Source organism: Variovorax sp. Soil_C_39, assembly GCF_057656815.1.
On record NZ_JBDGJQ010000004.1, the window covers coordinates 372,983 to 395,125 of the forward strand.

Genomic DNA, 22,143 nt, shown 5'->3' on the forward strand with positions numbered 1-22,143 from the left:
CGCGGTTCCGTCATCCACGAGCGTAGGCGCCTGGGCTGTCGCCTTTCTGCCGCCCGGCTGACAGCAGGCTAACGGCAAGCTGTCAGCCAGCTGACAGTGCGCGCGGGTTGCGCAGCGGGAAGAACACGCTGAAGGTGTTGCCCACGCCGTCGGCGTCTTCCTCGAGCGTGATGCGCGCGCCGTGCAGCGTGGCGATCTCGCTCACGATCGCCAGGCCGAGGCCGCTGCCGTCCTCCTGCGTGCCCAGCAGGCGGTGAAAGCGCTCGAAGATGCGGGCGCGTTCCTCGACCGGAATGCGCGGGCCGTCGTCGTTGATGGCCAGGCGGCATTGGTCGTCGCCGACCTGGCTGGTCTGCACGGTCACGTGGCCGCCGGGCTGGCTGTAGCGGATTGCGTTGTCGATCAGGTTGTTCACCAGCTCGCGCAGGCGGTCGCGGTCGGCATCGATCGTCAGCGCATGGTCGGCGCCCTCGAAGCCGAGGTCGATGTTGCGCTTGAGCGCCTGCGGCACCCATTCCATGCTCACCTCGAGCGCAAGGGCATTCAGGTCGAGCGGCTGCAGCTGCATCGCGTCGAGCGCGCCCGGCTCGTTGCGCGCGAGCGAAAGCAGCTGGCGCACCAGCCGCGAGAGCCGGTCGGCGCTGATGTAGAGCTGCGTGAGCGAATGGCGCACGCGCTCGGGGTCGTTCTCGCGCAGCGCCAGTTCGATCTGCGCCTTGAGGCCACTGACCGGTGTTTTGAGCTGGTGGGCGGCGTCGGCCACGAAGCGGCTCTGGAAATCGAAGGTGCGCCCGAGCCGGGCCATCAGTTCGTTCACGTCGTCGACCAGCGGGCGCACCTCGCCCGGCACGTCGTGGGTGTCGATCGGGCTCAGGTCCAGGTGCGAGCGGTCCGACACCGCGCGCCGCAGCCGCTGCAGCGGCGCGAGCCCGCGCGAGACGCCGAACCAGACCGCCGCGGTGGCCATGACGATCAGGGCCAGCTGCGGCAGCACCACGTTGGCGACCATTTCCCAGGTCAGGCGCGAGCGCTTGTGCAGCGTTTCGGCCACCTGCACGCGCACGCGCGGCGGGCGCGCCTCGGGTCCGGTGGGCATCCAGGCGTCCATCATGCGCACCGGCTCGCCGTGCACGGTGGCACCGTAGAAGTCGGGCCCGGCCGCCTTCGGCGCGCGCGGCGCGGGGAGCTGCGCATCGCCGCCCAGGTGGTTGCCGGCTTCGTCGACGACGCGAAAGAAGATCCGGTCGTCCGGGTCCACGAGCAGGATGTCGGCCGCGGCCTGCGACAGGACGAGCCGGGGGCGGTCGCCTTCGCGCTGCACATGCATCGCGATCTCGCGGCCGACCTCGTGCAGCGCGCGGTCGTAGGCAATGTTGGCGAAGCGCAGCGAATTCCAGTAGGCCGCGCCCGTGTCGAGCACCAGCAGCAGCGCGAGCGGCCCGAGCAGCCAGGCCAACAGCTTGCGCTGCAGGCGGGGCTCAGACCGGTTCATCGCTGCTGTCGATCAGGTAGCCCATGCCGCGCACCGTGCGGATCTCGCAGCCGAGCGGCTCGAGCTTCTTGCGCAGCCGGTAGACGTTGACCTCGATCGCGTTGTCGCCGACCTCGTCGCCCCAGCCGTAGAGATGGTTGACCATGTGCTCCTTGCTCACCACGCGGCCCGCGCGCATCAGCAGCAGCTCGAGCAGCGCAAGCTCGCGCGGCGACAGTTCGACCGGCCGCTTGTCGTGGAACACGCGCCGGCCCACGGTGTCGAAGCGCAGCAGGCCGTGTTCGAGAAAGGGCGTGGAGCCCGTACTGCGGCGCAGCAGCGCGCGCACGCGGGCCTCGAGTTCGGGCAGGTCGAAGGGCTTGGCGAGGTAGTCGTCGGCGCCGAGGTCGAGCCCGTGCACGCGGTCGGCCAGCGTGTCGAAGGCAGTGAGCATCAGCACCGGCAGGGTCGACTTGCGCGCGCGCAGGCGCTTCAGCACGTCGAGCCCGCTCAGGCCGGGCAGTCCGATGTCGAGGATCGCGAGGTCGTAGCTGCCGGCGGCGAGCGCATGGTCGGCCTCCTCGCCGGTGGAGACGACGTCGACCGCGTGGGCGGACTGCACCAGCGCGCGCGAGAGCGCGTCGGCCAGCACCCGGTCGTCCTCGACGAGCAATATGCGCATGGCGTGTCTTGTCTTCCTGCTTTGTGTGCTTGGCGCAGATGCTACGCGCCTACTCGCTCTGGAACAGCGTCTCCACTTGCGCGAAGTCGCGTCCGAACTGGTCGACCTTGGCCTGGAACGGCACGCTCTCGCCGGGCGCGATGGCCGGCAGGTTCTCGAGCAGCGTGAAGCCGGCGAGCTTGCCGCCGGCATCGCGCAGGCTGACCCAGAGCCGCACCTTGCGCACGATGGACTGCGTCGGGTTGGCCACCGTGCCGCTGACCTCGACGTACTTGTAGGTATAGCGCCGGCTGAAGTTGACCAGCACGCTGCTCGTGTCGGCGCGCGTGTCGGTCACGCGCACCTCCAGCGGCACGCGTGGGCCGGGCAGCGCGGCGCGGCGCATCGGCTTCCATTCGGCGCGCGTCGATGTGATGCGCCCGTTGCGGTGCGGCTCCAGCAGCACCGGAAAGCGCTCGCCGGGATAAAGGTAGGCCGGCCCGCCGACGGCCGTGGTGCCGTCGAGCCGGCTGCCGTCGTAGCGCGACACCACAGCACCGGGCGACATCGCGATCGCATCGGTGCTGCGGTTGACGACCTCGGTGAAGTAGACCGGCCGCTGCGTGGTGTCGCGCGCGGCCACGAGCGGCAGCAGTTCGATCTGCGCCGCATCGAAGCGCTCGGATTCGTCGGCCAGCAGGTCCTCGCTGCCGAGCCGCAGCGCGGGGTGGAAGCTCTCGGGCGCCGCGGCAGTGCGGACCACGCGCGCCGCGCTCAGCACGCGTGTGCGGCCTTGCTGCGCGTTGTCGGCCAGGTGGTAGTCGATGCGGTAGTCCCAGGCCGCGACGGGCGTCTCGGGGTTGCCGATGCGCGTCACGCGCACGTCCATCGCGCTGCGTTCGCCCGGTGCGATCTCGCTCGCCTGCGCGTAGCCGCGGCCGAAGCCGATCACCGCGCCGGCATCGTCGTACACCGTGACCAGCGCCTCGGCACCGGCCAGCATGGCGCGGTCGGTGCGGTCGTTGACGATGCGCCCGACCAGGCGCAGGTTGTCGTCCTGCTGCACCAGCCGCACGCGTGTGAACCTGAGCGCCGGCCCCTCGACGCTGCGATAGGGCGCCGACAGCGGCCCCACCACCTGCACCTCCTGGCGCGTGACGTTGCGGTCGCCTGCCGGCATGTCGATCAGCACGGGCGCGCTCTCGCCGGGCGCGAGCATGCCGATGGGCAGCGTCTCGCTGCGCTCGCCGATGCGGCTTTCGCCGTCGTAGAACACCGCCTTGATGCCCGGCCGCTCGAGCGGCATGCCGGTGTCGTTGCGCGCCACCACCAGCAGCCGCGGCTTGGCCGAGTTGCTGTTGGTGCCCGCCAGCACCTGGCGCGGGGTGTCGAGCTTGAGTCCGTCGACGGGGATGGCGCGCGGTGCCGCGGCCGTCACCGGCCGTGCGGCGGGCGCAGGCGATGACTCCCGGCCACTTCCGACGAACACCATGCCGGTGATCAACACGGCCGCGAGTCCCACGACCGCCGCCGCGGCGATGCCGATGGACTTGCCCGCATGCCGCTGGCGCGCCGACTGCTCGGCTGCGAGCCGGCGGCCGGCTTCGTCCTTGACCTGTTCGAGCACGCGCTCCAGGCGGTCGGAGACGTCGTCTTCCACGATCGACACCGAGCCGCAGTGGGCGCAGGTGTACTGGTTGAGCCCGGAGCGCTGGAGCACGCCGCTGCCGCATTCGCCGCACTTGAGCGTTTGCAGGTTGATGGTCACAGGGATTTTCCTCGTTCGAGAGAGCGCGCGGCGCGAGGGTGCGCAGCCGCGCGCATCTTAACGAGACGAAGGAGAAGGCGCGCGCTGGCTCAGGACGGCGCTGCGCCCTGCGTCGCCGTATAGACCGCGTAGAGCGACTGGCTCGCGGCCATGAAGAGGCGGTTGCGCTTGGGGCCGCCGAAGCACAGGTTGCCGCAGACCTCGGGCAGGCGGATGCGCCCGATGAGCCGGCCTTGCGGGTTCCACACCGTCACGCCGCTGTAGCCGAGGTTGCGCCCGGCATTGCTAGAGCACCAGAGGTTGCCGTCGACGTCGGCGCGCACGCCGTCGGGGGCGCATTTCACGTCGTCGACCATGAAGTCGCTGAACCGCTGCCCGCCGCCCAGGCGGTTTTCCGCGCCGACGTCGAACACGTACATGTCTCCCTTGCCGCCCGCGATGGTGTCGCCCGGCCCCTGGCCGGTGCTCACGATGTAGAGCTTCTTGAAGTCGGGCGAGAAGCACAGGCCGTTCGGGTCGGGCACGATGTCCTCGCCGGCCACCTGCGCGAGCGTGCCGTTCTTGTCGAGGCGGTAGACGGCGGTCGGCAGCTCGCGCTTGTACGCGCCGATCTCGGGCGGCTGGCCCAGCCGCGGGTTGAGCCGGCCCGAACGGTTTGCGGGCCCGCCCGGCGCATCGACCGCGCCTTCATAGAGCTGCGCGCCGTAGGGCGGGTCGGTGAACCAGTAGCTGCCGTCGGGATGCGCCACCACGTCGTTCGGCGAATTGAGCCGCTTGCCGTTGAAGTGCGAGGCCAGCACCGTGGCCGAGCCGTCGAGCTCATAGCGCACCAGCCGGCGCGTGAGGTGCTCGCACGAGAGTTGCCGGCCCTGGAAGTCGAAGCTGTTGCCATTGCTGTTGTTCGACGGCGAGCGGAACACGCTCACATGCCCGTCGTCCTCGCTCCAGCGCAGCTGGCGGTTGTTGGGAATGTCGCTCCACACCAGGAAGCGGCCCACCCCGTTCCAGGCCGGCCCTTCGGACCACAGCGCACCGGTCCACAGCCGCTGGATCGGTGCGTTCGGCTGGCGCAGCGCGTCGAACGCCGGGTCGACCGTGAGCACGTCGGGGTCGGTGAAGTAGGTGGTCGGCGCACCGTTCGGGCCGAAGTCGCGCGGCGGCTGCGTGATGGTGCTCGGCGGCGCCGCCGGTGCGGCCTGGGCCTGCACCCACCGCGGCAACGCGGCCGCGGCCGTGATGCCTGCAGCAAGCCCGCTCAATAGCTGCCGCCGCCGCGATGGCCGTTCCGGTTTCGAATCGAACGCTTCCGTATTCATGTCCCACTCCATGCCGTGTCGGTGAAAGATGCTGCGAGCCGAGGGATCGAAGAGCGGTGGATGCTACCCGCTGTCGGCGGGCGTCACCAGCGTGGGCGGCGCGCATGGGGTCGAGGCGGATGGTGCGATGCACTGAATCTGCGATACATTTTTTGAATGAAGAGCGCAACGCTTCCATCTCTGAGCGTCGAATCCGCATTCCTGGCCGAGGTCGAGTCGGTGCTGTCTACAGGCGAGACCTTGCCTGAATTCGTCGAGGCTGCGGTCCGTGCGGAGGTTCAACGGCGTCGCGGTCGGCAGGCCTTCATCGCACGGGGCCTGCGAGCTCGCGATCATTCTCGGCCGGGTGGTGACTACGTTAGTGCGGAAGCAGTTCTGCAGGGCTTGCAGCAAAGCCTGAACATCGCGCGAGACGCAGCGTTGCGGAGCTCGAAAAAGTGAGCTTCAGCGCTTGCGCCACGGGGCGCCCAGAGACGCAGCCCTAGCGACGCACGTCTCCGAACATCCGAAGCCGCGTGTGCTCACAGCCCTTCGCCAATCCGACGGAATGAAGCTGGCGGCGCGCGACGCCGAGCGGCCTGACGCGCCCTTTCTCTGCGCGGCCTGCGCTGCGGAGATGACGCTGCGCAAGGGCCCCGTCCGCATCCACCATTTCGCGCACAAGGCGCCGACATCCTGCCGGGCCGCGGCGGGCGAGACCGAAGACCATCTGCTCGTGAAGCTCGCCATCCACGACGCGCTACGCGGGGAGGCCAACGTCAGCGGCGTCGAGCTGGAGAAGCGGCTGCGCGGTGCGATCGCCGACATCTTCGCGCTCATCTCCGGCGTTCCCGTGGCCATCGAGGTGCAGCGCAGCGTGCTGGGCATCGCGGACATCGAGGCGCGCACCGCCGCCTACCATCGCCTCGGCATCGCCGTGGTCTGGGCGCTGCCCGAAGGCCGGCTGGACTTCGACCGGTACAGCCCTGCGGCCTGGGAGCGTTGGTGTCACGCGGCGTACTTCGGGCGGGTTTACTACTGGCAGCAAGGGCAGCTTCTGCGGCCCATTCGCTTTGCGCCGTTCGCGCTGCACGTGCCGCAGCAGACATGGCGCAGGGCGGGGCGCGAACTCACGGCCGGCGGCTATGACCGGCGCTCCAAGCTCTGGATCACGCCGATGGCGGGCAGGCCGGTGCGGCTGTCGGCCGACTTTCAGCGGCGCGTCCGGCCGGCATGGGCCGGCGGCAAGCTGGCGATCCCGGACTGCACGCTCTTCGTCGACCGGCAGCCGAACTGGTGGGCGTAGGGCGCATCGCGCGCCGCGCTCGCCGGGTTCACAGGCTGCTCACCAAGTCCTGAACTCTTCCCCGAACACGCCGATGCGTTCGACGAGATCGTTTTGTGCAGCGATCCAGTCCTTGTATGTCTTGTCGAATTCTCCCTTGTGCAGGGACCGCGATTTCTTCAGCGCCAAAGCCTCGAGTTCGGCGAAGCGCAGCCGAAACGATGACCGCGACCGTGCGATCGTTCTTCATGACGTGCACGGGCTCGCGCTCGGCTTGGAGGAGGTAGTGGCCGAACCGCTTCCCGACTTCCGTGGCACTGATCTGCATGGGTGAACTCCTCAATCGGTGGGCTATTTTTAGCGATTCAGCAGGACCTCGCCGCGCCAAAGTCGCCCGCGACATCCTCCGCTCCGCAGGGACATCCACCGCCAAGCCACCTCGGCGCCCTACAATATGAATGCGACTCGCTCGCATTCTCTTCGACCACCCCTTTCAGCGCATTCCGATTTTCAAGATGACGCCCTTGCACATTGCATCGCGCGTGGCCGCCAGCCTGCTCGGCGGCTACGCATTCGTCTGGGGCTTCGTCACTTTGGGCATCGCCTTGCTCCTCGCGACCGGCGTGGGCTATGAAGATGCCCGACTGATGTGCAACCTGCTGGCGTTCCTGGTGTTCCTGGCCTGCTTCTGCTGGGCCTTTGCCGCGGCCAGCCTGGCGCGCGTGTGGGGCGTGCTGGCGGGCGGGGGCGCGCTGATGACCGGCGCGGCCTGGCTGCTGCTCGGCGCCTCCCGCTGAGAGCGAGCAAGAGAAAGAAAGAAAGAGAAGAAGTCATGTTCCAGTCCTTCCGCCTGTCGATGGCCTGGCTGCACACCTGGTTCGGCCTGGTGCTCGGCTACGTGCTGATGATCGCGTTCTTCTTCGGCTCGCTCTCGGTCTTCGACCGCGAGATCGACCGCTGGGCGATTCCCGAAACGCGCTTCGAGCCGCAGGTGATGCCCTCGTTCGACCGCATGCTCGAACCGATCTTCAAGACCATCGGCCCCGACGACGACGAGCTCGAAGCGGCGCGCGCACGCGTGGGCGGCCCGCTGCCGAAGGACATGCCGCTGATGAACTGGAGCGCCTACACCACGCACCGCGACCCGGTGCTGCAGATGTTCGCCGAGTACGCGGTCAGCAACAACCCGGACGACCCCGACGACCACGTGCACGGGCACGTCACGATCGATCCGCGCAACGGCGCCGTGCTGCCGCACGACCAGCTGAAGATCGGCAGCCAGTTCTTCTATCCGCTGCACTACAGCCTGCACATCGAGTGGAAATCGGTGGGCTACTGGATCGTCGGGCTGGCGGCGCTGGTGATGCTCGCGGCGCTGGTCAGCGGCGTGGTCATGCACCGCAAGTTCTTCCGCGAGTTCTTCACCTTCCGGCCCGGCAAGCATGTGCGGCGCAGCATGCTCGACCTGCACAACCTGACCGGCGTGGTCGCGCTTCCGTTCCATTTCATCTTCGCGCTGTCGGGCCTGACGATCTTTGCGGGCATCTACCTGCCGGTGTCCGAGACCATGCTCAAGCCCGAGGCGCAGGCGCATGCAATGGCCGACGCCAAGGCCAAGGGCCTGGCCTTCAAGCCCGCGGGCGTGGCCGCGCCCATGGCCTCGGTCGATGCGATGGTGGTCGAGGCCAAGCGGCGCTGGGCTGCGCGCGACATGCCCGGCGAGGTCGGCTTCCTGCACATCAGCCACGTCGGCGACGCCAACGGCTACGTCAGCATCTACCGCGCCGGCAGCGACCGCGTCGCGCTGGTGGGGCAGGCGGTGCACTTCGAGGCGCCCACGGGCAAGGTCATCCTCGAGGAACCGCCGCCTACGCCGGTGGCCAGCATCAACAACTTCCTGACCGGGCTGCACCTGCAGCACTTCGAGCACTGGCTGCTGCGCTGGTTCTACGTGCTGGGCGGCCTGCTGGGCTGCGCGTGCATCGCCACCGGTTTCTTCTTCTTCGTCGAGAAGCGCAAGGCGCAGCATGCGAAGCAGGGCAGCCGCGCGGTGCGCTGTGTCGATGCGCTGGCGGTGACCACGGTCACGGGCATGGTGGTCGCGGCCCTGGTGATGCTGGTGGCCAACCGCGTGCTCCCCACCGACCTCGCGCACCGCGGCGACTGGGAGAAGTGGGCCTTCTGGGGCAGCTGGATGCTGGCCTTCGCGCATGCCGCCTGGCGCAGCGCGCCCGTGGCCGAGGCCCGGCTCGCGCCGGCCTGGCGCGAGCAGTGCTGGGCCATCGCCGTGCTGGCGCTCGCGGCCGTGGCGCTGAACTGGATCACCACCGGCGACCACTTGGGCAAGACCCTGGCGCAGGGCTACTGGCCCGTGGCCGGGTTCGACCTGGCGCTGCTGGTGAGCGCGGGCCTCGCGGTTCTGGCCGCGCTGCGGCTGCGCCGGCGCGAGCGGCAGGGCGTGGTGGCACCCACGGGCGGCGGCGGCTCGCTCAGGCCGGTGCCGATGGCGGAGGCCGACCGCCATGGCTGAGGCCTTGCTGCTGCTCGCGGCCGTGCTCGCCAATTTCGCGGGCATGGCCTGGCTGGCGCTGGCGATGGAGGCGCATTGGGAGCAGGTGCGCGGCAGCACCGCGAGGCTGCGCGCGGGAACTGCGGCAACCATGCGCCTCGCGGCCGTGGTCGCGATCGCCACGGCGTTCGTGCTCTGCCTGCGCGCGGACCATCCGACGATGGCGGTGCTGGTGTGGATCATGACGCTGACCGGCGCAGCCGTGACGGTGGCCCTTGCGCTGGCCTGGCGTCCCGCGGTGCTGGCGCCTATGGTGGCCTGGGTGCGGCGTTGAGCCGCGCCTGACGCGCCCGGCTACCCCACCCGCAACGGCTGGTGCCCCAGCCGCTTCGACACCTCGACCCCGCAGGCCTTCACCGCCTGCGCCTGCGTGCCGTTCCAGTCGGTGTCGAACGAGCGTGAGCGCCCCATCAGCGTGATGCCGAGCACGATGTTCCCCGAATAGTCGAACACCGGCGCCGCGAACGAGCAGACGCCCGGGGTGGGGTTGTTCACGGTGCGCGAGACGCGGTGCTTGCGCACTTCGGCGAGCATGTCCTGCAGGTTGTCGGCGCCCACGGGCGCGGCGATGTCGGGCCCGAGGCGGCGCTCGTCCTCGAGCAGCGATTCCTCGATCAGCTTGGCCGGCAGGTAGGCCGCGAACAGCCGTCCGGTGGCCGTGCCCGCGAGCGACATCACGGTGCCGGTGCGGATGTTGGTGTGCAGCGGATAGATCGCGTCGAACAGAAACACGATCGTCGGCCCCTGGTTGCCCCACACCGACAGCGCCACGCTGTGGCCGGTCTCGCGGGCCAGGTTCTCGGCAAATGGCGTGGCCTCGCGCACCGGGTTGAGCATGCGCAGCGTCACGAGTCCGAGCTGCATCGCGGTCGGGCCGAGCCAGTAATAACCGGTCGACGACTCCTGCGTCACCAGTCCGAGCTTCGAAAAGCTCACCAGATACGGATGGGCCTTGCCGGGCGCCATGTCGGCGGCCTTGGCCAGTTCCCGAAGCGGCATCGGACGGCCGTGCGCGCCGAGCGCCAGCAGCAGTTGGCCGCCGGCCTCGATCGACTGGATGCCGCGCCGCTCCTTCTCGGCGCTCGCGTCGTTGCTCTCGCTGTCGCTGCTGTCGGCGGATGGGCCCATGTGTGTCTCCTAATTTTTCGATTCTATCTAGCCAGTTAGTTCAGGGTAAATCATTAGATAGAACAAGATGCGTTAGCACCATACTAACGATAATGGATCGCCGGGTGCGATCCGCATGGCAAGGAGAGACGGTCAATGAGTGAGCAGCAAGCAGCGACGTACGACGTGCTGGTGGTCGGCACCGGTGCGTCGGGCATGTCGGCCGCGGTCACGGCGGCGCACCACGGGCTCAAGGTGCTGGTGGTCGACAAGGCGCCGGTCTACGGCGGCACCACCGCGCGCTCGGGCGGCTGGCTGTGGATTCCGGGCACGCGGCTCGCAAGGGAGCAGGGCATCCACGAGGCGCCGCGCGCCGCGCGCGCCTACCTGCAGCACGAAGCGACCACGCATTTCGATGCGGCGCGGGTCGACGCCTTCCTCGCACACGGGCCCGAGGCGATCGATTTCTTCACCGACAAGACCTGCGTGCAGTTCGACATGCCGCCGGTCTTTCCCGACTACCACGCCGAAGCGCCGGGCGGCCAGCAGGCGGGCCGGTCGATGGTCACGCGCCCCTTCGATGCGCGCGAGCTCGGCGCCCGTGTGAAGCAGCTCGCGCCGCCGGTGCCCGAGCTGACGGTGTTCGGGATGATGCTGGGCTCGGGCAAGGAGCTCTGGCACTTCCTGCGCGCGTTCAAGTCGCTCGAGTCGTTCTGGTATGTGGCCAAGCGCTTCGGCGGCCACCTGCTCGACGTGCTGCGGCATGGCCGCGGTATGACGCTGACCAATGGCAACGCACTCGCGGGCCGGCTCGCGAAGGCCGGCATGGACCTGGGCATTCCGGTGTGGCTCGATGCGCCGGTCGAGCGGCTGATCGTCGAAGGCGACACGGTGGTCGGCGCTACCGTGCTGCGCGAGGGCCGGCCGGTCGAGGTGCGCGCGCGCCGCGGCGTGGTGCTGGCTTGCGGCGGCTTTCCTTATGACGTCGAACGCCGCAAGGCGCTGTTCCCCCATGCGCCCACCGGCCGCGAGCACTACACGCCGTCGCCCGCGCTCAACACCGGCGACGGGCTGCGCCTCGGCGAATCGGTCGGCGGCTGGGTCGACGCCACGATCCCGAACGCGGCGGCTTGGTGCCCCACGTCGGTCACGCGGCGCAAGGACGGCTCCGAAGGCGTCATGCCGCACTTCATCGACCGCGCCAAGCCCGGCGTGATCGCGGTGACGCAGAACGGCCGCCGCTTCACCAACGAAGCGCTCTCGTACCACGACTTCGTGCAGCACCTCGTGAAGGCCTGCGCGGGCGCGGCCGAGGTGAGCTGCTGGCTCGTTTGCGACCACAAGCACCTGCGCCAGTACGGCATGGGCTGCGTGGCGCCGTTCCCGCTGCCGATCGGCCGGCACCTGCGCAGCGGCTACCTGAAGCGCGGCCAAAGCCTGGCGGAACTCGCGCGCGCCATCGGCGTACCGCACGCCGCGCTGCAGGAAGAGGTCGAATGCTTCAACCGCGATGCGGCCCAGGGCACCGACACCAAGTTCGCCAAGGGCAGCACGGCCTACAACCGCTTCCAGGGCGATTCGCTGGTCGCGCCTAATCCCTGCATGGCGCCGATCCAGCAGGGGCCCTACTACGCGATCAAGATCGTGGTCGGCGAGATCGGCACCTTCGCGGGGCTCGCGACCAATGCCGCCTGCCAGGTGCTCACGCAGGCCGGCGCGCCGGTCACCGGGCTCTATGCGGTCGGCAACGACGCCGCCAGCATCATGGGCGGCAACTACCCGGGCGCCGGCATCACGCTGGGCCCCGCGCTCACCTTCGGCTACATCGTCGGCCAGACGCTCGCGGGCCAGCTGCCGCAGCCCGCAAGGATTTCGCACCCATGAACATCACCGAACAGATCGCACCGCGCGTGCTCGGCGGCCGCACCGCACTCGTCACCGGCGCAGGGCAGGGCAACGGCCGGGCCATCGCGATGGGGCTCGCCGCGGCCGGCGCGCGCGTGGTGGTGACGGACCTGAACGAAGACAACGCACGCGCCGTCGCGGCCGAGATCGAGGCCGCGGGCGCCAGGGCCTTCGCGTACCAGCTCGACGTGACCTCGCCCGAGGCCTGCCGCGCGCTCGCGCGCACGGTGGCCGCCGAGGTGGGCACGATCGACGTGCTCGTCAACAACGCCGGCATCATCATCCGCGAGGGGCTCGACAGCCCCGAGGCGGCCGCCAACCTCGCGCGCACGCTCGACGTGAACGTGATGGGCAGCTTCCATCCGCTGCAGGCGTGGCTCGAAGCGCTGCGCCGCAGCAAGGGCGTTGTCATCAACGTGGCATCGATCGCATCGAGTGCCGGCATTCCCAACGCGGTGGGCTATTCGCCCTCCAAGGGCGCGGTCAAGCTCATGACGCAGGCGCTCGCGGTCGAGCTCGCGAAGGACGGCATCCGCGTCAACGCGATCGCGCCCGGCGTGATCGACACGCCGATGACCTCCTACACGCGCGAGGCGCCCGAGCGGCTCGACCGGTTCATGCAGCGCACGCCGATGGCGCGCGTGGGCCAGCCCGAAGAGCTCGTCGGCCCGGTCGTGTTCCTCGCGTCGGAAATGGCCAGCTACGTGACCGGCGTGACGCTGCCCGTGGACGGCGGCTTCCTCGCTTCCTGATCCCCAAAAACCACAAGGAGACACAGCCATGCGCATTCCCAAGTTCTTCCAGCGTGCGGTGCTCGCCGCCGGGCTCGTTGCCGCCGCGGCGGCCAGCGCGCAAGACATCAAGCTGGGCTACAACGGCGACCTGTCCGCTTCGCCCTCGGCGCAGAGCGGCCAGGCCGCGGTGCTCGGCATGGAGGCGGCGATCGCCGACATCAATGCCGCGGGCGGCGTGCTCGGCCGGAAGCTCGCGCTGGTCACGCGTGACGACACCTCGGCGCCGCCCAAGTCGATCCAGAACATGAGCGAACTGGTCGACAACGAGAAGGTCGCGGCCGTTTTCGGCCCGACCAACTCGGGCAACGCCATGGCCTGGAAGCACATCGCCAACCAGAAGAAGATCCCGGTCATCGGCAACGTGGGTTCGGGCACGGACATCACCAAGCCCATGAGTGCCGGCGCCGACAACTACATGTTCCGCGTCTCGATGGTCGACCGCGAGCAGGTCGCGGCGCTGATGGCCTACGTGAAGAAGAACACCGCGCAGTCGAAGGTGGTCGGCCTCATGGCCGAGACCACGGGCTACGGCCAGGGCGGCCTGAAGGACATGGAGGAGATCGCCAAGCTCCAGGGCATCAAGGTGGCCGCGACCGAGCGCTTCGGCGTCGGCGACACCGACATGACCTCGCAGCTCGGCAAGATGAAGTCGGCCAACGTCGACACGGTGGTGGTCTGGGCGCAGGGCACGCCGATCGCGCAGCTGGTGCGCAGCATGGAGAAGATCAACTACTTCCCGCTGGTGCTGACCTCGTGGGCGGCGGACAACATCACCTTCTACGACGCGGCGGGCAAGGCGCTGGCCGAGAAGCCGATCTTCATGCGCACCGTCAGCGAGACGCGCACCCCGGCGCAGCAGAAGCTGTTCGAGCGCATCGGTTCGAAGCTCAAGGCGCCCGGCTCGTTCTCGTTCGCGCTGCACGGCTACGACTCGGTCATGCTGTACGCCGCGGCCGCGAAGCAGGCCAACAGCATCGAGGGCTCGGCGGTGCGCCTCGCGCTCGAAGACCTGAAGGCGCCGGTGCAGGGCGTGCTCAAGACCTACGACAAGCCCTTCAGCAAGACCAACCACGAGGCGCTCACCGCCAAGGACCTGGTGTGGATCCGCTGGAAGGACGGCAAGCTGCTGTCCTATACCGACCCGATCATCGGCGCGCTCTCGGCGGCCGACTTCAAGCAGTAAGCACAGCAGCAACCGCAGCGCGCCCGCCGGGCGGGCCGCGCCAACCATCTCGGAGGCAACATGGCAGAGGCACTCTTGCAGGCCATCCTCAGCGGCCTGTCCGTGGGCGGTGCCTACGCGCTGGTGGCGCTGGGTTTCAGCATCACCTTCACCACCACCAAGACGCTGAACTTCTCGCACGGGGAGTTCGTGTCCGCGGGCGCCTTCGTCGGCATGAGCGCGCTGTTCCTGGTGCTGGGGCTGCCGATCGGCTCCACCACCTTCGGCTCGGCGCTGCCCGGCGCCGGCGCGCAGCTGCTCGCGCTGGTGGCGGCGCTGGTGGTCATGGGGCTGCTCGGCTGGCTGCTGTACCTGGTGGGCGTGCGGCCGTTCGCGGGCCGCCCCGGCATGGCGTGGGTCATGAGCACGCTGGGCTTCGGCGTGATCCTGCAGAGCATCGGGCTCGCGATCTGGGGGCCCAAGCCGGTGGTGGTGCCGGGGCCGGTGGGCGACGGCGTGATCCGGTTCCTGGGCATCGGCGTGCGGCCGCAGGAGCTGCTCACGCTCGCCGTCGCGGTGGTGATCATGATCGTCTTCGACCGCGTCATGAACCGCACGATGATCGGCAAGGCCATGCGCGCGGTCGCGGCCAATGGCAACGTCGCGAGCCTGATGGGCATCAACACCAACGCGGTGATGATCGGCGCCTTCGTCGTCAGTTCAGCGCTCGCGGGACTGTCGGGCTTCCTGCTCGCGCCGATCGCGCAGGCCTCGCTCTTCATGGGGCTCACCGTCGGGCTCAAGGGTTTCTCGGGCGCGATGATCGGCGGGCTGAGCAATCCGCGCGGCTGCGTGATCGGGGGCTTCGCGCTCGGCGTGATCGAGTCGCTGGTCAACCTCTGGCAGGCGCAGTGGCGCGAGGTGGCGGTGTTCGCGCTCGTCATCCTGGTGCTCGCGTTCCGGCCCACGGGCCTGTTCGGCAAGCCGATGGTGGAAAAGGTATGAAGCAGGCCCAGCATCTTGCCGGCGTGGCGCTGGTGGTGGCCGGCGTGATCGGCGCCACCTCGCTGTTCGGCAACGACTATTACCTGCGCATCGTCTTCATGATGTGCGTCTACTACCTGTGCGCGGCGGGCATGAACGTGCTGGTCGGCTATGCGGGCCAGAAGTCGCTCGGTCAGGCGGGGCTCTTCGCGGCCGGCGCCTATGCGGTCGCGCTGCTGACCACGCGCACCGAGATGAGCCCGTGGCTCGCGCTCGTCGCGGCGGCGGTGATCTCGGGCGTCTGCGGCGTGCTGATCGCGCTGCCCTCGCTGCGCGTCAAGGGCCCGTACCTCGCGATGGTGACGCTGGCCTTCGGCATCGTGGTCGAGAAGCTCGTCGGCGAATGGACCGAGGTGTTCGGCGGCGCGCAGGGCATCTACGGCATCCGGCCGATCACCTGGAACGGCCAGCCGCTCACGACGCTGCAGTGGGTGTGGTTCGCGGTGGTGCTGTGCGCGCTCGCGCACCTGCTGCTGCGCAACCTGCTGCAGGGCCGCTTCGGGCGCGCACTGCTCTCGCTCCAAGCCGACGAGATCGCGTCGTCGTCGGTGGGCGTGCGTGTCTACCGCGCCAAGGTCATGGCCTTCGTGGTCGCGGCCGTCACCTGCGGCATCGCAGGCGCGCTGGTGGCGCAGCAGAACCAATACATCAATTCCGACTTCATCACCTTCCACCTGTCGATCTTCATCCTGCTGCTGGTGCTGTTCGGCGGCGCGGGCTCGATGTACGGGCCGCTGGTGGGCACGGTCATCCTCACGGCCGTCGATGCGATGCTCTCGCGCTGGCCCTCGGCGCAGCATTTCCTCTATGGCTTCTTGCTGCTGTTCGCGCTCTACGTGATGCCCGGCGGTGTGACCGGCGTGCTGGCGCCGTGGTTCCGGTGGCGCCCGAAGGGCAGGGCCGCCGCGGCATCGAATCGCCCGGCGCATGCAGCCACGCGCATCGGGCCCGATGCGCACGGCGACCTGCTGGTGGTGGAGGGTGTGACCAAGGCCTATGGCGGCGTGAGGCCGGCGCAGGACGTGTCGTTCCGGCTCCAGCGCGGCCACATCCATGCGCTGATCGGCCCCAACGGCGCGGGCAAGAGCACCATGATCAACATGCTGACGGGCGTGGTCGTGCCCACTGCGGGCTCGATCCGATTCCTCGGCGAGGAGATCGCCGGGCGCCCCGCGCATGCGATCTGCAGCATGGGCATGGGGCGCACGTTCCAGAACCTGCGCCTGTTCTCCGACCTTTCGGTGCTCGACAACGTGATGCTCGGCCGCCACAGCCGCATGGCGAACGGTTTTCTCTCGTCGCTCGTCGCCCTGCCGGGCGCGAGAAGGCAGGAAACCGCGACGCGCGAACGCGCGCTGCAGCTGCTCGAACTGGTCGACCTCGCGCCGCTCGCGCACCAGCCGGCCGGCAGCCTGCCGTACGGCCTGCAGCGGCGCGTCGAACTCGCGCGCGCGCTGGCGACCGAGCCGCAGCTGCTGCTGCTCGACGAGCCCGCGGCCGGCCTCAATCCGCAGGAGACCGCCGAACTCGGCCAGCTGCTGCTGCGCATCGGCCGCTGCGGCGTGAGCATCCTGATGGTCGAGCACCACATGGACCTCGTGATGTCGGTCTCGGACCATGTGATCGTGCTCGACTACGGCATCAAGATCGCCGAGGGCAAGCCGGCCGAAGTGCAATGCAACCCGCGCGTCGTCGAGGCCTACCTCGGCGTGGACGACGAGACCGAGCCGGCCCCGGCGGTCGTGGCCTGAGGAAACGGCGATGTTGAAACTCGAATCCGTCAAGGTCTCGTACGGCGCGATCGAAGCCGTCAAGGGCGTGAGCCTCGAAGTGCGCGCCGGCGAGGTGGTCACGATCATCGGCGCCAACGGCGCGGGCAAGAGCACGCTGCTCAAGAGCATCGTCGGGCTGGAGCCCGTGGCGGGTGGCCGCATCCTCATCGACGGCCAGGACTGCACGCGCGTGCCGGCGCACCGGCGCGTGGGCCTCGGCGTGGCGATGTCGCCCGAGGGCCGCGGCGTCTTCGCCGACCAGACCGTGCGCGAGAACCTGCTGCTCGGCGCCTATACGCGCCGGCGCGATCCGGCCGCGGTCGAGGCCGCGATCGAGCGCGAGTTCGACCGCTTCCCGCGGCTGCGCGAGCGGCAGCACCAGCTGTCGGGCACGCTCTCGGGCGGCGAACAGCAGATGCTGGCGATCGCGCGCGCGCTCATGAGCGAGCCGCGGCTGCTGCTGCTCGACGAGCCTTCGCTCGGGCTCGCGCCGCTGATCATCAAGGACATCTTCGCGGCGATCCGCCAGCTGCGCGAGTCCGGCCTGACCATCCTGCTCGTCGAGCAGATGGCCCGGCAGGCGCTCGGCGTGGCCGACCGGGCCTACGTGCTCGAGACCGGGCGCATCACGCTCGAAGGCTCGGGCTGCACGCTGCTCAACGACCCCAAGGTCAAGGCGGCCTACCTCGGCGCGCACTGACCCGCATCCCACCAGACACCCACAGGAGCCCCATTCATGACCACCGAAACCAAGAAGTTCGCCAGCCAGGCCGACATGGAGGAGAAGAAGGTCACCTTCAGCCAGATCTCCGAACACGCCTGGGCCTACACGGCCGAGGGCGACCCCAACACCGGCATCGTGATCGGCGACGACTGCGTGCTGGTGGCCGACACGCAGGCCACGCCCGCGATGGCGGCCGACGTGATCCGGCGCATCCGCGAAGTGACCGACAAGCCCATCCGATACGTGGTGCTCACGCACTACCACGCGGTGCGCGTGCTCGGCGCGAGCGCCTATGGCGCGCAGCAGGTCATCGCGAGCCAGGACACCTACGACCTCATCGTCGAGCGCGGCGAGCAGGACAAGGCCAGCGAGATCGGCCGTTTCCCGCGCCTGTTCAGCAACGTCGAGACGGTGCCGCCCGGCATGACCTGGCCGACCATGACCTTCACCGGCAAGATGACGCTGTGGCTCGGCCAACTCGAAGTGCAGCTGCTGCAACTGGGCCGCGGCCACACCAAGGGCGACACGGTCGTCTGGTTGCCCCAGGAGCGCGCGCTGCTGTCGGGCGACCTGGTGGAGTTCGGCGCCACGCCCTATGCGGGCGACGCGTACTTCAAGGACTGGCCACAGACGCTCGACAACCTCGCCGCGCTGAAGCCCGCGGCACTGGTGCCGGGCCGCGGCGCGGCGCTCACCACGCCCGGCGACGTGGCCAAGGGCCTGCAGGAGACGCGCAGCTTCATCGCCGACGTGTATGCGAGCGTGCAGCAGGGCGTCGCGGCCGGCAAGGACCTGAACGCCGTCTACAAGGACACCTATGCCGCGCTCAAGCCCAAGTACGGCCGCTGGGTCATCTTCGACCACTGCATGCCCTTCGACGTCACGCGCTGCTACGACGAAGCCACGCAGTACGCCGACCCGCGCATCTGGACCGCCGAGCGCGACATCGAGATGTGGAAGGCGCTGGAGGGCCAGTGACGCCGGCCGCACCGCTGCTGTTCCAGCCGCTGCAGCTGCGCGGGCTGGCGCTCCGCAACCGCGTCGTCATCTCGCCCATGTGCCAGCACGCGGCCGAGGCCGGGCGGGCCACGGCCTGGCACCTGGTGCACCTCGGCAAGTTCGCGCTCGGCGGCGCCGGGCTGATCCTGACCGAAAGCACGGCGGTCGATCCGCGCGGCCGCATCGGCACCGCCGACCTCGGGCTCTGGAACGACGGCCACATCGCGCCGCTCAAGGCGGTGGTCGATTTCGTCCATGCGAATGGCGGCGCGATCGGGGTGCAGCTCGCGCATGCCGGGCGCAAGGCCGGCAGCCAGCCACTCTGGGAGGGCGGTGCCGCGCTCGGCGAGGCGCAGTTGCAAGGCGACGCCGAACCCTGGCAGCGGCTCGGGCCCAGCGCGCTGCCGGCCGGGCCAGGCTGGTCGGCGCCCGTGGCGATGGACGCGCGCGCCATCGAGGAAGCCATCGCCCGTTTCGTCGACGCGGCCGTGCGCGCCGAGCAGGCCGGATTCGACGTGGTCGAGCTGCATTTCGGGCATGGCTACCTCGTCGCGAGCTTCCTCTCGCCAAATTCGAACCACCGCACCGACGAGTGGGGCGGCAGCCTCGCGGGCCGCATGAAGCTCGCGCTCGAGACCGCGCGGCGCGTGCGCGCGGCATGGCCGGCGCACAAGCCGCTGTTCTGCCGGCTCTCGGCGGTCGATGGCAGCGAGGGCGGCTGGTCGCTCGACGATTCGGTGGTGCTCGCGCGCGAACTGGCAGCGCTCGGCGTCGACGTGATCGACTGCTCGTCGGGTGGCCTCACCGAGGAAACGCGCGCGCTGCCGGTGCCGCGCGGCCTCGGGTTCCAGGTGCCGTTCTCGGCGCGCATCCGGCGCGATGCGGGCGTGAAGACCCAGGCGGTCGGCATGATCGTCGACGCGCATCAGGCCGAGGCGGTGCTGCAGCAGGGCCAGGCCGACCTCGTCGCGCTCGGGCGCGAGGCGCTGTTCGATCCGTACTGGGCGCACCACGCGGCCGCGGCGCTCGGGCACGACCCCGAATTCCGGCGCTGGCCCGAGCGCCATGGCGTCTGGCTCGCGAAGCGCGCGCCCGGCCTTGCGCGCGCCCGCGCCGCAGCCGCCGCCGCCGATGCGGCATCTCCAACGAACGAAAGGCCGAACCCATGAACGTGCGAATGGGGCTGATCCGCAAGAAGGCGGACTGGACGCAGGAAGACTTCGATGCCCACTGGCGCGACCGCCACGGCCCGCTGGCCGCGCGCGTGCCGGGCCTGCGCGCCTATTGGCAGAACACGGTCGTCGAGCGGCTCCAGCGCGGCATCGACTTTCCGCGCGGGCCGTGGGATTTCGACGGCTTCTCGCAACTGTGGCTCGACGATGGGAGCGACGCCGCGCGCCCGTTCGCCGAAGGCGAGACCGCGGCCCGGCTCGTGGCCGACGAGCAGCACTTTCTCGGCGACCTGCACATCGTGGGCGCGGAGACGGCGGTGGTGATTGCGCCGCCCGCGCCGGCCGTGCGCGCGCGGTTGCTCAAGCGCATGTCGATCCTCGAGCGGCTGCCGGGTCTCGACGCAGAGGACTTCAGCCGCGAATGGCAGCGCCACGGGGAGCTGGTGCGCGGCATGCCCGGCGTGAGCGGCTACCGGCAGAACACGGTCGTGGGACGCGAGCGCACGAAGGGGCAACCCTGCAGCCGCGACGACCTGCCGATCGACGGCATCGTCGAGCTGTGGTTCGAGGACGCGGCCACGCTGCAGGCCGCCTTCGCCTCGCCGGCGGGCCGCGACACGATGGCGCATGCGAGGACCTTCCTCGGCGAGATCACCGCGTTCCTCGTCACTGAGCGCGCAATCCTTCCGTGACAAAGCTGGCAAATACGGCGGAACGCCAACGAACCTTGGTGTCTGACCCCCGGAAACCATCCTCCAATTGCGCCGCTGGCCCCATCGACTTTCGCGTAGCGCGCCGTTGAACTTTCGCAAGTTTTGATTTCAAGCCATTGGATCCACGCGTGCGTCGCGCCTTTGCATCGACCTGTGGGCCCTCGCCCAAAGCAGAAGTAGCTAGGCGCCGAAAGCAGACGCTGAGGCCCTCGAGTGTTCAGCGCTCGAAGCTGCCCGTTGAACGAAACTCCCGCTCCTGATGTTTTGGGTTCGAAGATGCGCACAGCTGTAGTAACCGTTCTCACCCCGCTTGTGCTGCTCGCAGCATTCACGTCATCCGCCAGCCCAATGTGTACCCTGATTGTGGACGCGGTGACCGGCAACCCAGTCGTCAGGAGCGGCGCAGGCTGCGACACGCGTGTAACGCCTGCGTCGACGTTCAAGCTCGCGATCAGCGCGATGGGATTTGACTCTGGGATCCTGGTGGAGGCGGAAAAGCCGTCGTGGCCGTACCGTACTGGATACCCGGACTGGGCTGGAGACGCCTGGAGGCGGGACATCAACCCGACCACATGGATTGAAAATTCCGTGTTTTGGTACTCGCAGCAGGTGGTGAAGGAGTTGGGGCAGGCCCGTTTCGAGAGATACGTGAAATCCTTCGGCTATGGCAATGCCGACGTAACGGCAGTTTCGGTTCTGAATCCGGGAAGCAACGGCGTTTGGGTGATGTCGTCGCTGCAGATCTCACCCGCTGAGCAGGTCGCGTTCCTGCGAAAGCTCGTCAACGGCCAGCTTCCAATAAGCGCTCACGCATTGGAGATGACCGCGCGTATCACCCTGGAGAGCCGGCACTGGGATGGCTGGAGCGTTCACGGGAAAACTGGCACCGGCTCACCGGGAAGAGACAACCGATACCGGGCGGATCAAGCGTATGGCTGGTACGTGGGCTGGGCCACGAATGGTGCGCAGTCCCTGGTGTTCGCGCACCTGATTCAGGACAAAAGAGCGCGATCCCCAAACGCCGGCATTCGTGCTCGCGAACAACTACTGCAACAACTGTCTACGGTGATCAATCCCAGCCGCTGATGCTAGGCTTTGGAGCGGGACAACCAAAAGGAAACAACGCCGATGGAGCAACATCGCTTTGGGCCTGCGCTGCCACCGTACCTCGTGTCGCACGCCGGCCGTGTGCAGCACTTGGCTGAACACCACAGGGGCGGCTGCAGCGGTGTGTCCTGCGCATTCGGGATCGCTAGCTTGCATGCCGGGCTGACAGCCAAGCAGTACGGCCATGCGCGTCCTGGCATCAAGGACACGGGGTGGGGAACACATGAGGTGACGGTGCGGCATTCCTACGGGAATCGGCTGATCTTTGGCAACGCATTGCGAACGTGACGGGCCGTCCGAATGCCCCGAGCCACCGACGGTCATGGCTACAGTCGATGGCAGCCCTCGCCGTCGCGGCCTTGATCGGCTGGGGTTGCCTTATTGGAGCCACCGAAGTGGTGGAAAGCGTGCGCACCGGGGTGCTCAACAACCGCAAAGGACCTGAGATCCTTGCCGTCGAGCAGCCTGTCCTTTATTGGGGCCTGATCGGCTTCTACACGGCGGCAACCCTGACCGCCGCCGGCTTAGCGCTTTTCGTGCTGGCCATTGCCGTGCGCGATCTGATTGGTGCAAGAGGCCCTGATCGATGAGGCGG

General features: G+C 68.9%; 22 protein-coding genes. 17 read left to right on the forward strand and 5 right to left on the reverse strand.

What is annotated here, in order from left to right; all coding sequences use genetic code 11:
* Nucleotides 1-82: 82 nt before the first annotated feature.
* The 4 genes from AC3A6J_RS13245 to AC3A6J_RS13260 form a co-directional block, all read right to left on the reverse strand.
* Entirely contained in the window at nucleotides 83-1,492 is a 1,410-nt protein-coding gene (locus tag AC3A6J_RS13245) for a sensor histidine kinase (RefSeq protein ID WP_487860406.1), read from the reverse strand.
* Nucleotides 1,479-2,153 carry a response regulator gene (locus AC3A6J_RS13250; RefSeq protein WP_487860407.1) on the reverse strand — a complete coding sequence of 225 codons (675 nt, stop codon included), beginning with the start codon at nucleotides 2,151-2,153 and terminating at the stop codon, nucleotides 1,479-1,481. The genes AC3A6J_RS13245 and AC3A6J_RS13250 overlap by 14 nt, the downstream gene beginning before the upstream one ends.
* A 49-nt stretch (nucleotides 2,154-2,202) precedes the next feature.
* Entirely contained in the window at nucleotides 2,203-3,900 is a 1,698-nt protein-coding gene (locus tag AC3A6J_RS13255; protein WP_487860408.1) for an FxLYD domain-containing protein, read from the reverse strand.
* Between the two features lie 89 nt (nucleotides 3,901-3,989).
* The gene (locus tag AC3A6J_RS13260; RefSeq protein ID WP_487860409.1) at nucleotides 3,990-5,216 is read right to left on the reverse strand and encodes an SMP-30/gluconolactonase/LRE family protein; all 1,227 of its coding nucleotides are present in this window, start codon (nucleotides 5,214-5,216) and stop codon (nucleotides 3,990-3,992) included.
* Between the two features lie 156 nt (nucleotides 5,217-5,372).
* Here AC3A6J_RS13260 and AC3A6J_RS13265 point away from each other — a divergent pair, with 156 nt between their 5' ends.
* From AC3A6J_RS13265 to AC3A6J_RS13285, 5 genes are all read left to right on the forward strand, one after another.
* The gene (locus AC3A6J_RS13265; protein ID WP_487860410.1) at nucleotides 5,373-5,657 is read left to right on the forward strand and encodes a YlcI/YnfO family protein; all 285 of its coding nucleotides are present in this window, start codon (nucleotides 5,373-5,375) and stop codon (nucleotides 5,655-5,657) included.
* Nucleotides 5,658-5,763: 106 nt separating this feature from the next.
* Nucleotides 5,764-6,501, forward strand: a complete 738-nt coding sequence (locus AC3A6J_RS13270; protein WP_487860411.1) for a competence protein CoiA — start codon at nucleotides 5,764-5,766, stop codon at nucleotides 6,499-6,501.
* 494 nt (nucleotides 6,502-6,995) lie between these two features.
* Nucleotides 6,996-7,277: an iron uptake protein gene (locus AC3A6J_RS13275; protein WP_487860412.1), complete on the forward strand. Its 282-nt coding sequence runs from the start codon at nucleotides 6,996-6,998 to the stop codon at nucleotides 7,275-7,277.
* Nucleotides 7,278-7,312: 35 nt separating this feature from the next.
* Nucleotides 7,313-9,010, forward strand: coding sequence for a PepSY-associated TM helix domain-containing protein (locus tag AC3A6J_RS13280; protein ID WP_487860413.1), 1,698 nt, complete (start codon nucleotides 7,313-7,315; stop codon nucleotides 9,008-9,010).
* Complete coding sequence (locus AC3A6J_RS13285) at nucleotides 9,003-9,323, forward strand: DUF3325 family protein (RefSeq protein WP_487860414.1); 321 nt, start codon at nucleotides 9,003-9,005, stop codon at nucleotides 9,321-9,323. The genes AC3A6J_RS13280 and AC3A6J_RS13285 overlap by 8 nt, the downstream gene beginning before the upstream one ends.
* 20 nt (nucleotides 9,324-9,343) lie before the next feature.
* Here the strand turns inward: AC3A6J_RS13285 and AC3A6J_RS13290 are convergent, their stop codons facing one another.
* Entirely contained in the window at nucleotides 9,344-10,177 is an 834-nt protein-coding gene (locus tag AC3A6J_RS13290) for an IclR family transcriptional regulator (protein ID WP_487860415.1), read from the reverse strand.
* A gap of 135 nt (nucleotides 10,178-10,312) precedes the next feature.
* Between AC3A6J_RS13290 and AC3A6J_RS13295 the strand changes: the two genes are divergently transcribed.
* The 12 genes from AC3A6J_RS13295 to AC3A6J_RS13350 all read left to right on the forward strand — a co-directional run bounded on the left by AC3A6J_RS13295 (nucleotide 10,313) and on the right by AC3A6J_RS13350 (nucleotide 22,138).
* The gene (locus AC3A6J_RS13295; RefSeq protein WP_487860416.1) at nucleotides 10,313-12,040 is read left to right on the forward strand and encodes an FAD-dependent oxidoreductase; all 1,728 of its coding nucleotides are present in this window, start codon (nucleotides 10,313-10,315) and stop codon (nucleotides 12,038-12,040) included.
* Nucleotides 12,037-12,813, forward strand: a complete 777-nt coding sequence (locus AC3A6J_RS13300; RefSeq protein ID WP_487860417.1) for an SDR family NAD(P)-dependent oxidoreductase — start codon at nucleotides 12,037-12,039, stop codon at nucleotides 12,811-12,813. The genes AC3A6J_RS13295 and AC3A6J_RS13300 overlap by 4 nt, the downstream gene beginning before the upstream one ends.
* Nucleotides 12,814-12,841: 28 nt before the next feature.
* Nucleotides 12,842-14,038, forward strand: coding sequence for an ABC transporter substrate-binding protein (locus AC3A6J_RS13305; protein WP_487860418.1), 1,197 nt, complete (start codon nucleotides 12,842-12,844; stop codon nucleotides 14,036-14,038).
* 60 nt (nucleotides 14,039-14,098) lie between these two features.
* On the forward strand, nucleotides 14,099-15,022 hold the full coding sequence (locus tag AC3A6J_RS13310) for a branched-chain amino acid ABC transporter permease (protein ID WP_487860419.1): 924 nt from the start codon (nucleotides 14,099-14,101) through the stop codon (nucleotides 15,020-15,022).
* Nucleotides 15,019-16,812 carry a branched-chain amino acid ABC transporter ATP-binding protein/permease gene (locus AC3A6J_RS13315; RefSeq protein ID WP_487860420.1) on the forward strand — a complete coding sequence of 598 codons (1,794 nt, stop codon included), beginning with the start codon at nucleotides 15,019-15,021 and terminating at the stop codon, nucleotides 16,810-16,812. The genes AC3A6J_RS13310 and AC3A6J_RS13315 overlap by 4 nt, the downstream gene beginning before the upstream one ends.
* A gap of 10 nt (nucleotides 16,813-16,822) precedes the next feature.
* On the forward strand, nucleotides 16,823-17,533 hold the full coding sequence (locus AC3A6J_RS13320; RefSeq protein ID WP_487860421.1) for an ABC transporter ATP-binding protein: 711 nt from the start codon (nucleotides 16,823-16,825) through the stop codon (nucleotides 17,531-17,533).
* A gap of 36 nt (nucleotides 17,534-17,569) precedes the next feature.
* On the forward strand, nucleotides 17,570-18,535 hold the full coding sequence (locus AC3A6J_RS13325) for an MBL fold metallo-hydrolase (protein ID WP_487860422.1): 966 nt from the start codon (nucleotides 17,570-17,572) through the stop codon (nucleotides 18,533-18,535).
* Complete coding sequence (locus AC3A6J_RS13330) at nucleotides 18,532-19,725, forward strand: NADH:flavin oxidoreductase/NADH oxidase (RefSeq protein WP_487860423.1); 1,194 nt, start codon at nucleotides 18,532-18,534, stop codon at nucleotides 19,723-19,725. Before AC3A6J_RS13325 ends, AC3A6J_RS13330 begins: the two co-directional genes overlap by 4 nt.
* A complete protein-coding gene (locus tag AC3A6J_RS13335; protein ID WP_487860424.1) occupies nucleotides 19,722-20,420 on the forward strand; it encodes an EthD domain-containing protein in 699 nt (232 codons plus the stop codon). Before AC3A6J_RS13330 ends, AC3A6J_RS13335 begins: the two co-directional genes overlap by 4 nt.
* Nucleotides 20,421-20,717: 297 nt before the next feature.
* Nucleotides 20,718-21,527, forward strand: a complete 810-nt coding sequence (gene blaOXA, locus AC3A6J_RS13340) for a class D beta-lactamase (RefSeq protein WP_487860608.1) — start codon at nucleotides 20,718-20,720, stop codon at nucleotides 21,525-21,527.
* Between the two features lie 42 nt (nucleotides 21,528-21,569).
* Nucleotides 21,570-21,836 carry a glyoxalase superfamily protein gene (locus AC3A6J_RS13345; protein WP_487860425.1) on the forward strand — a complete coding sequence of 89 codons (267 nt, stop codon included), beginning with the start codon at nucleotides 21,570-21,572 and terminating at the stop codon, nucleotides 21,834-21,836.
* 47 nt (nucleotides 21,837-21,883) lie between these two features.
* Entirely contained in the window at nucleotides 21,884-22,138 is a 255-nt protein-coding gene (locus AC3A6J_RS13350) for a hypothetical protein (RefSeq protein WP_487860426.1), read from the forward strand.
* Nucleotides 22,139-22,143: the final 5 nt, after the last annotated feature.

Bases quoted from the DNA above. Each gene is read 5' to 3' on its own strand.
- AC3A6J_RS13275 (WP_487860412.1), top strand. From the start codon at position 6,996: ATGACGCCCTTGCACATTGCATCGCGCGTGGCCGCCAGCCTGCTCGGC.
- AC3A6J_RS13245 (WP_487860406.1), bottom strand. From the start codon at position 1,492: ATGAACCGGTCTGAGCCCCGCCTGCAGCGCAAGCTGTTGGCCTGGCTG.
- blaOXA (WP_487860608.1), top strand. From the start codon at position 20,718: ATGCGCACAGCTGTAGTAACCGTTCTCACCCCGCTTGTGCTGCTCGCA.
- AC3A6J_RS13270 (WP_487860411.1), top strand. From the start codon at position 5,764: ATGAAGCTGGCGGCGCGCGACGCCGAGCGGCCTGACGCGCCCTTTCTC.
- AC3A6J_RS13315 (WP_487860420.1), top strand. From the start codon at position 15,019: ATGAAGCAGGCCCAGCATCTTGCCGGCGTGGCGCTGGTGGTGGCCGGC.
- AC3A6J_RS13265 (WP_487860410.1), top strand. From the start codon at position 5,373: ATGAAGAGCGCAACGCTTCCATCTCTGAGCGTCGAATCCGCATTCCTG.
- AC3A6J_RS13335 (WP_487860424.1), top strand. From the start codon at position 19,722: ATGAACGTGCGAATGGGGCTGATCCGCAAGAAGGCGGACTGGACGCAG.
- AC3A6J_RS13310 (WP_487860419.1), top strand. From the start codon at position 14,099: ATGGCAGAGGCACTCTTGCAGGCCATCCTCAGCGGCCTGTCCGTGGGC.
- AC3A6J_RS13320 (WP_487860421.1), top strand. From the start codon at position 16,823: ATGTTGAAACTCGAATCCGTCAAGGTCTCGTACGGCGCGATCGAAGCC.
- AC3A6J_RS13350 (WP_487860426.1), top strand. From the start codon at position 21,884: ATGGCAGCCCTCGCCGTCGCGGCCTTGATCGGCTGGGGTTGCCTTATT.
- AC3A6J_RS13325 (WP_487860422.1), top strand. From the start codon at position 17,570: ATGACCACCGAAACCAAGAAGTTCGCCAGCCAGGCCGACATGGAGGAG.
- AC3A6J_RS13260 (WP_487860409.1), bottom strand. From the start codon at position 5,216: ATGAATACGGAAGCGTTCGATTCGAAACCGGAACGGCCATCGCGGCGG.
- AC3A6J_RS13305 (WP_487860418.1), top strand. From the start codon at position 12,842: ATGCGCATTCCCAAGTTCTTCCAGCGTGCGGTGCTCGCCGCCGGGCTC.
- AC3A6J_RS13345 (WP_487860425.1), top strand. From the start codon at position 21,570: ATGGAGCAACATCGCTTTGGGCCTGCGCTGCCACCGTACCTCGTGTCG.
- AC3A6J_RS13280 (WP_487860413.1), top strand. From the start codon at position 7,313: ATGTTCCAGTCCTTCCGCCTGTCGATGGCCTGGCTGCACACCTGGTTC.
- AC3A6J_RS13300 (WP_487860417.1), top strand. From the start codon at position 12,037: ATGAACATCACCGAACAGATCGCACCGCGCGTGCTCGGCGGCCGCACC.
- AC3A6J_RS13285 (WP_487860414.1), top strand. From the start codon at position 9,003: ATGGCTGAGGCCTTGCTGCTGCTCGCGGCCGTGCTCGCCAATTTCGCG.
- AC3A6J_RS13250 (WP_487860407.1), bottom strand. From the start codon at position 2,153: ATGCGCATATTGCTCGTCGAGGACGACCGGGTGCTGGCCGACGCGCTC.
- AC3A6J_RS13295 (WP_487860416.1), top strand. From the start codon at position 10,313: ATGAGTGAGCAGCAAGCAGCGACGTACGACGTGCTGGTGGTCGGCACC.
- AC3A6J_RS13290 (WP_487860415.1), bottom strand. From the start codon at position 10,177: ATGGGCCCATCCGCCGACAGCAGCGACAGCGAGAGCAACGACGCGAGC.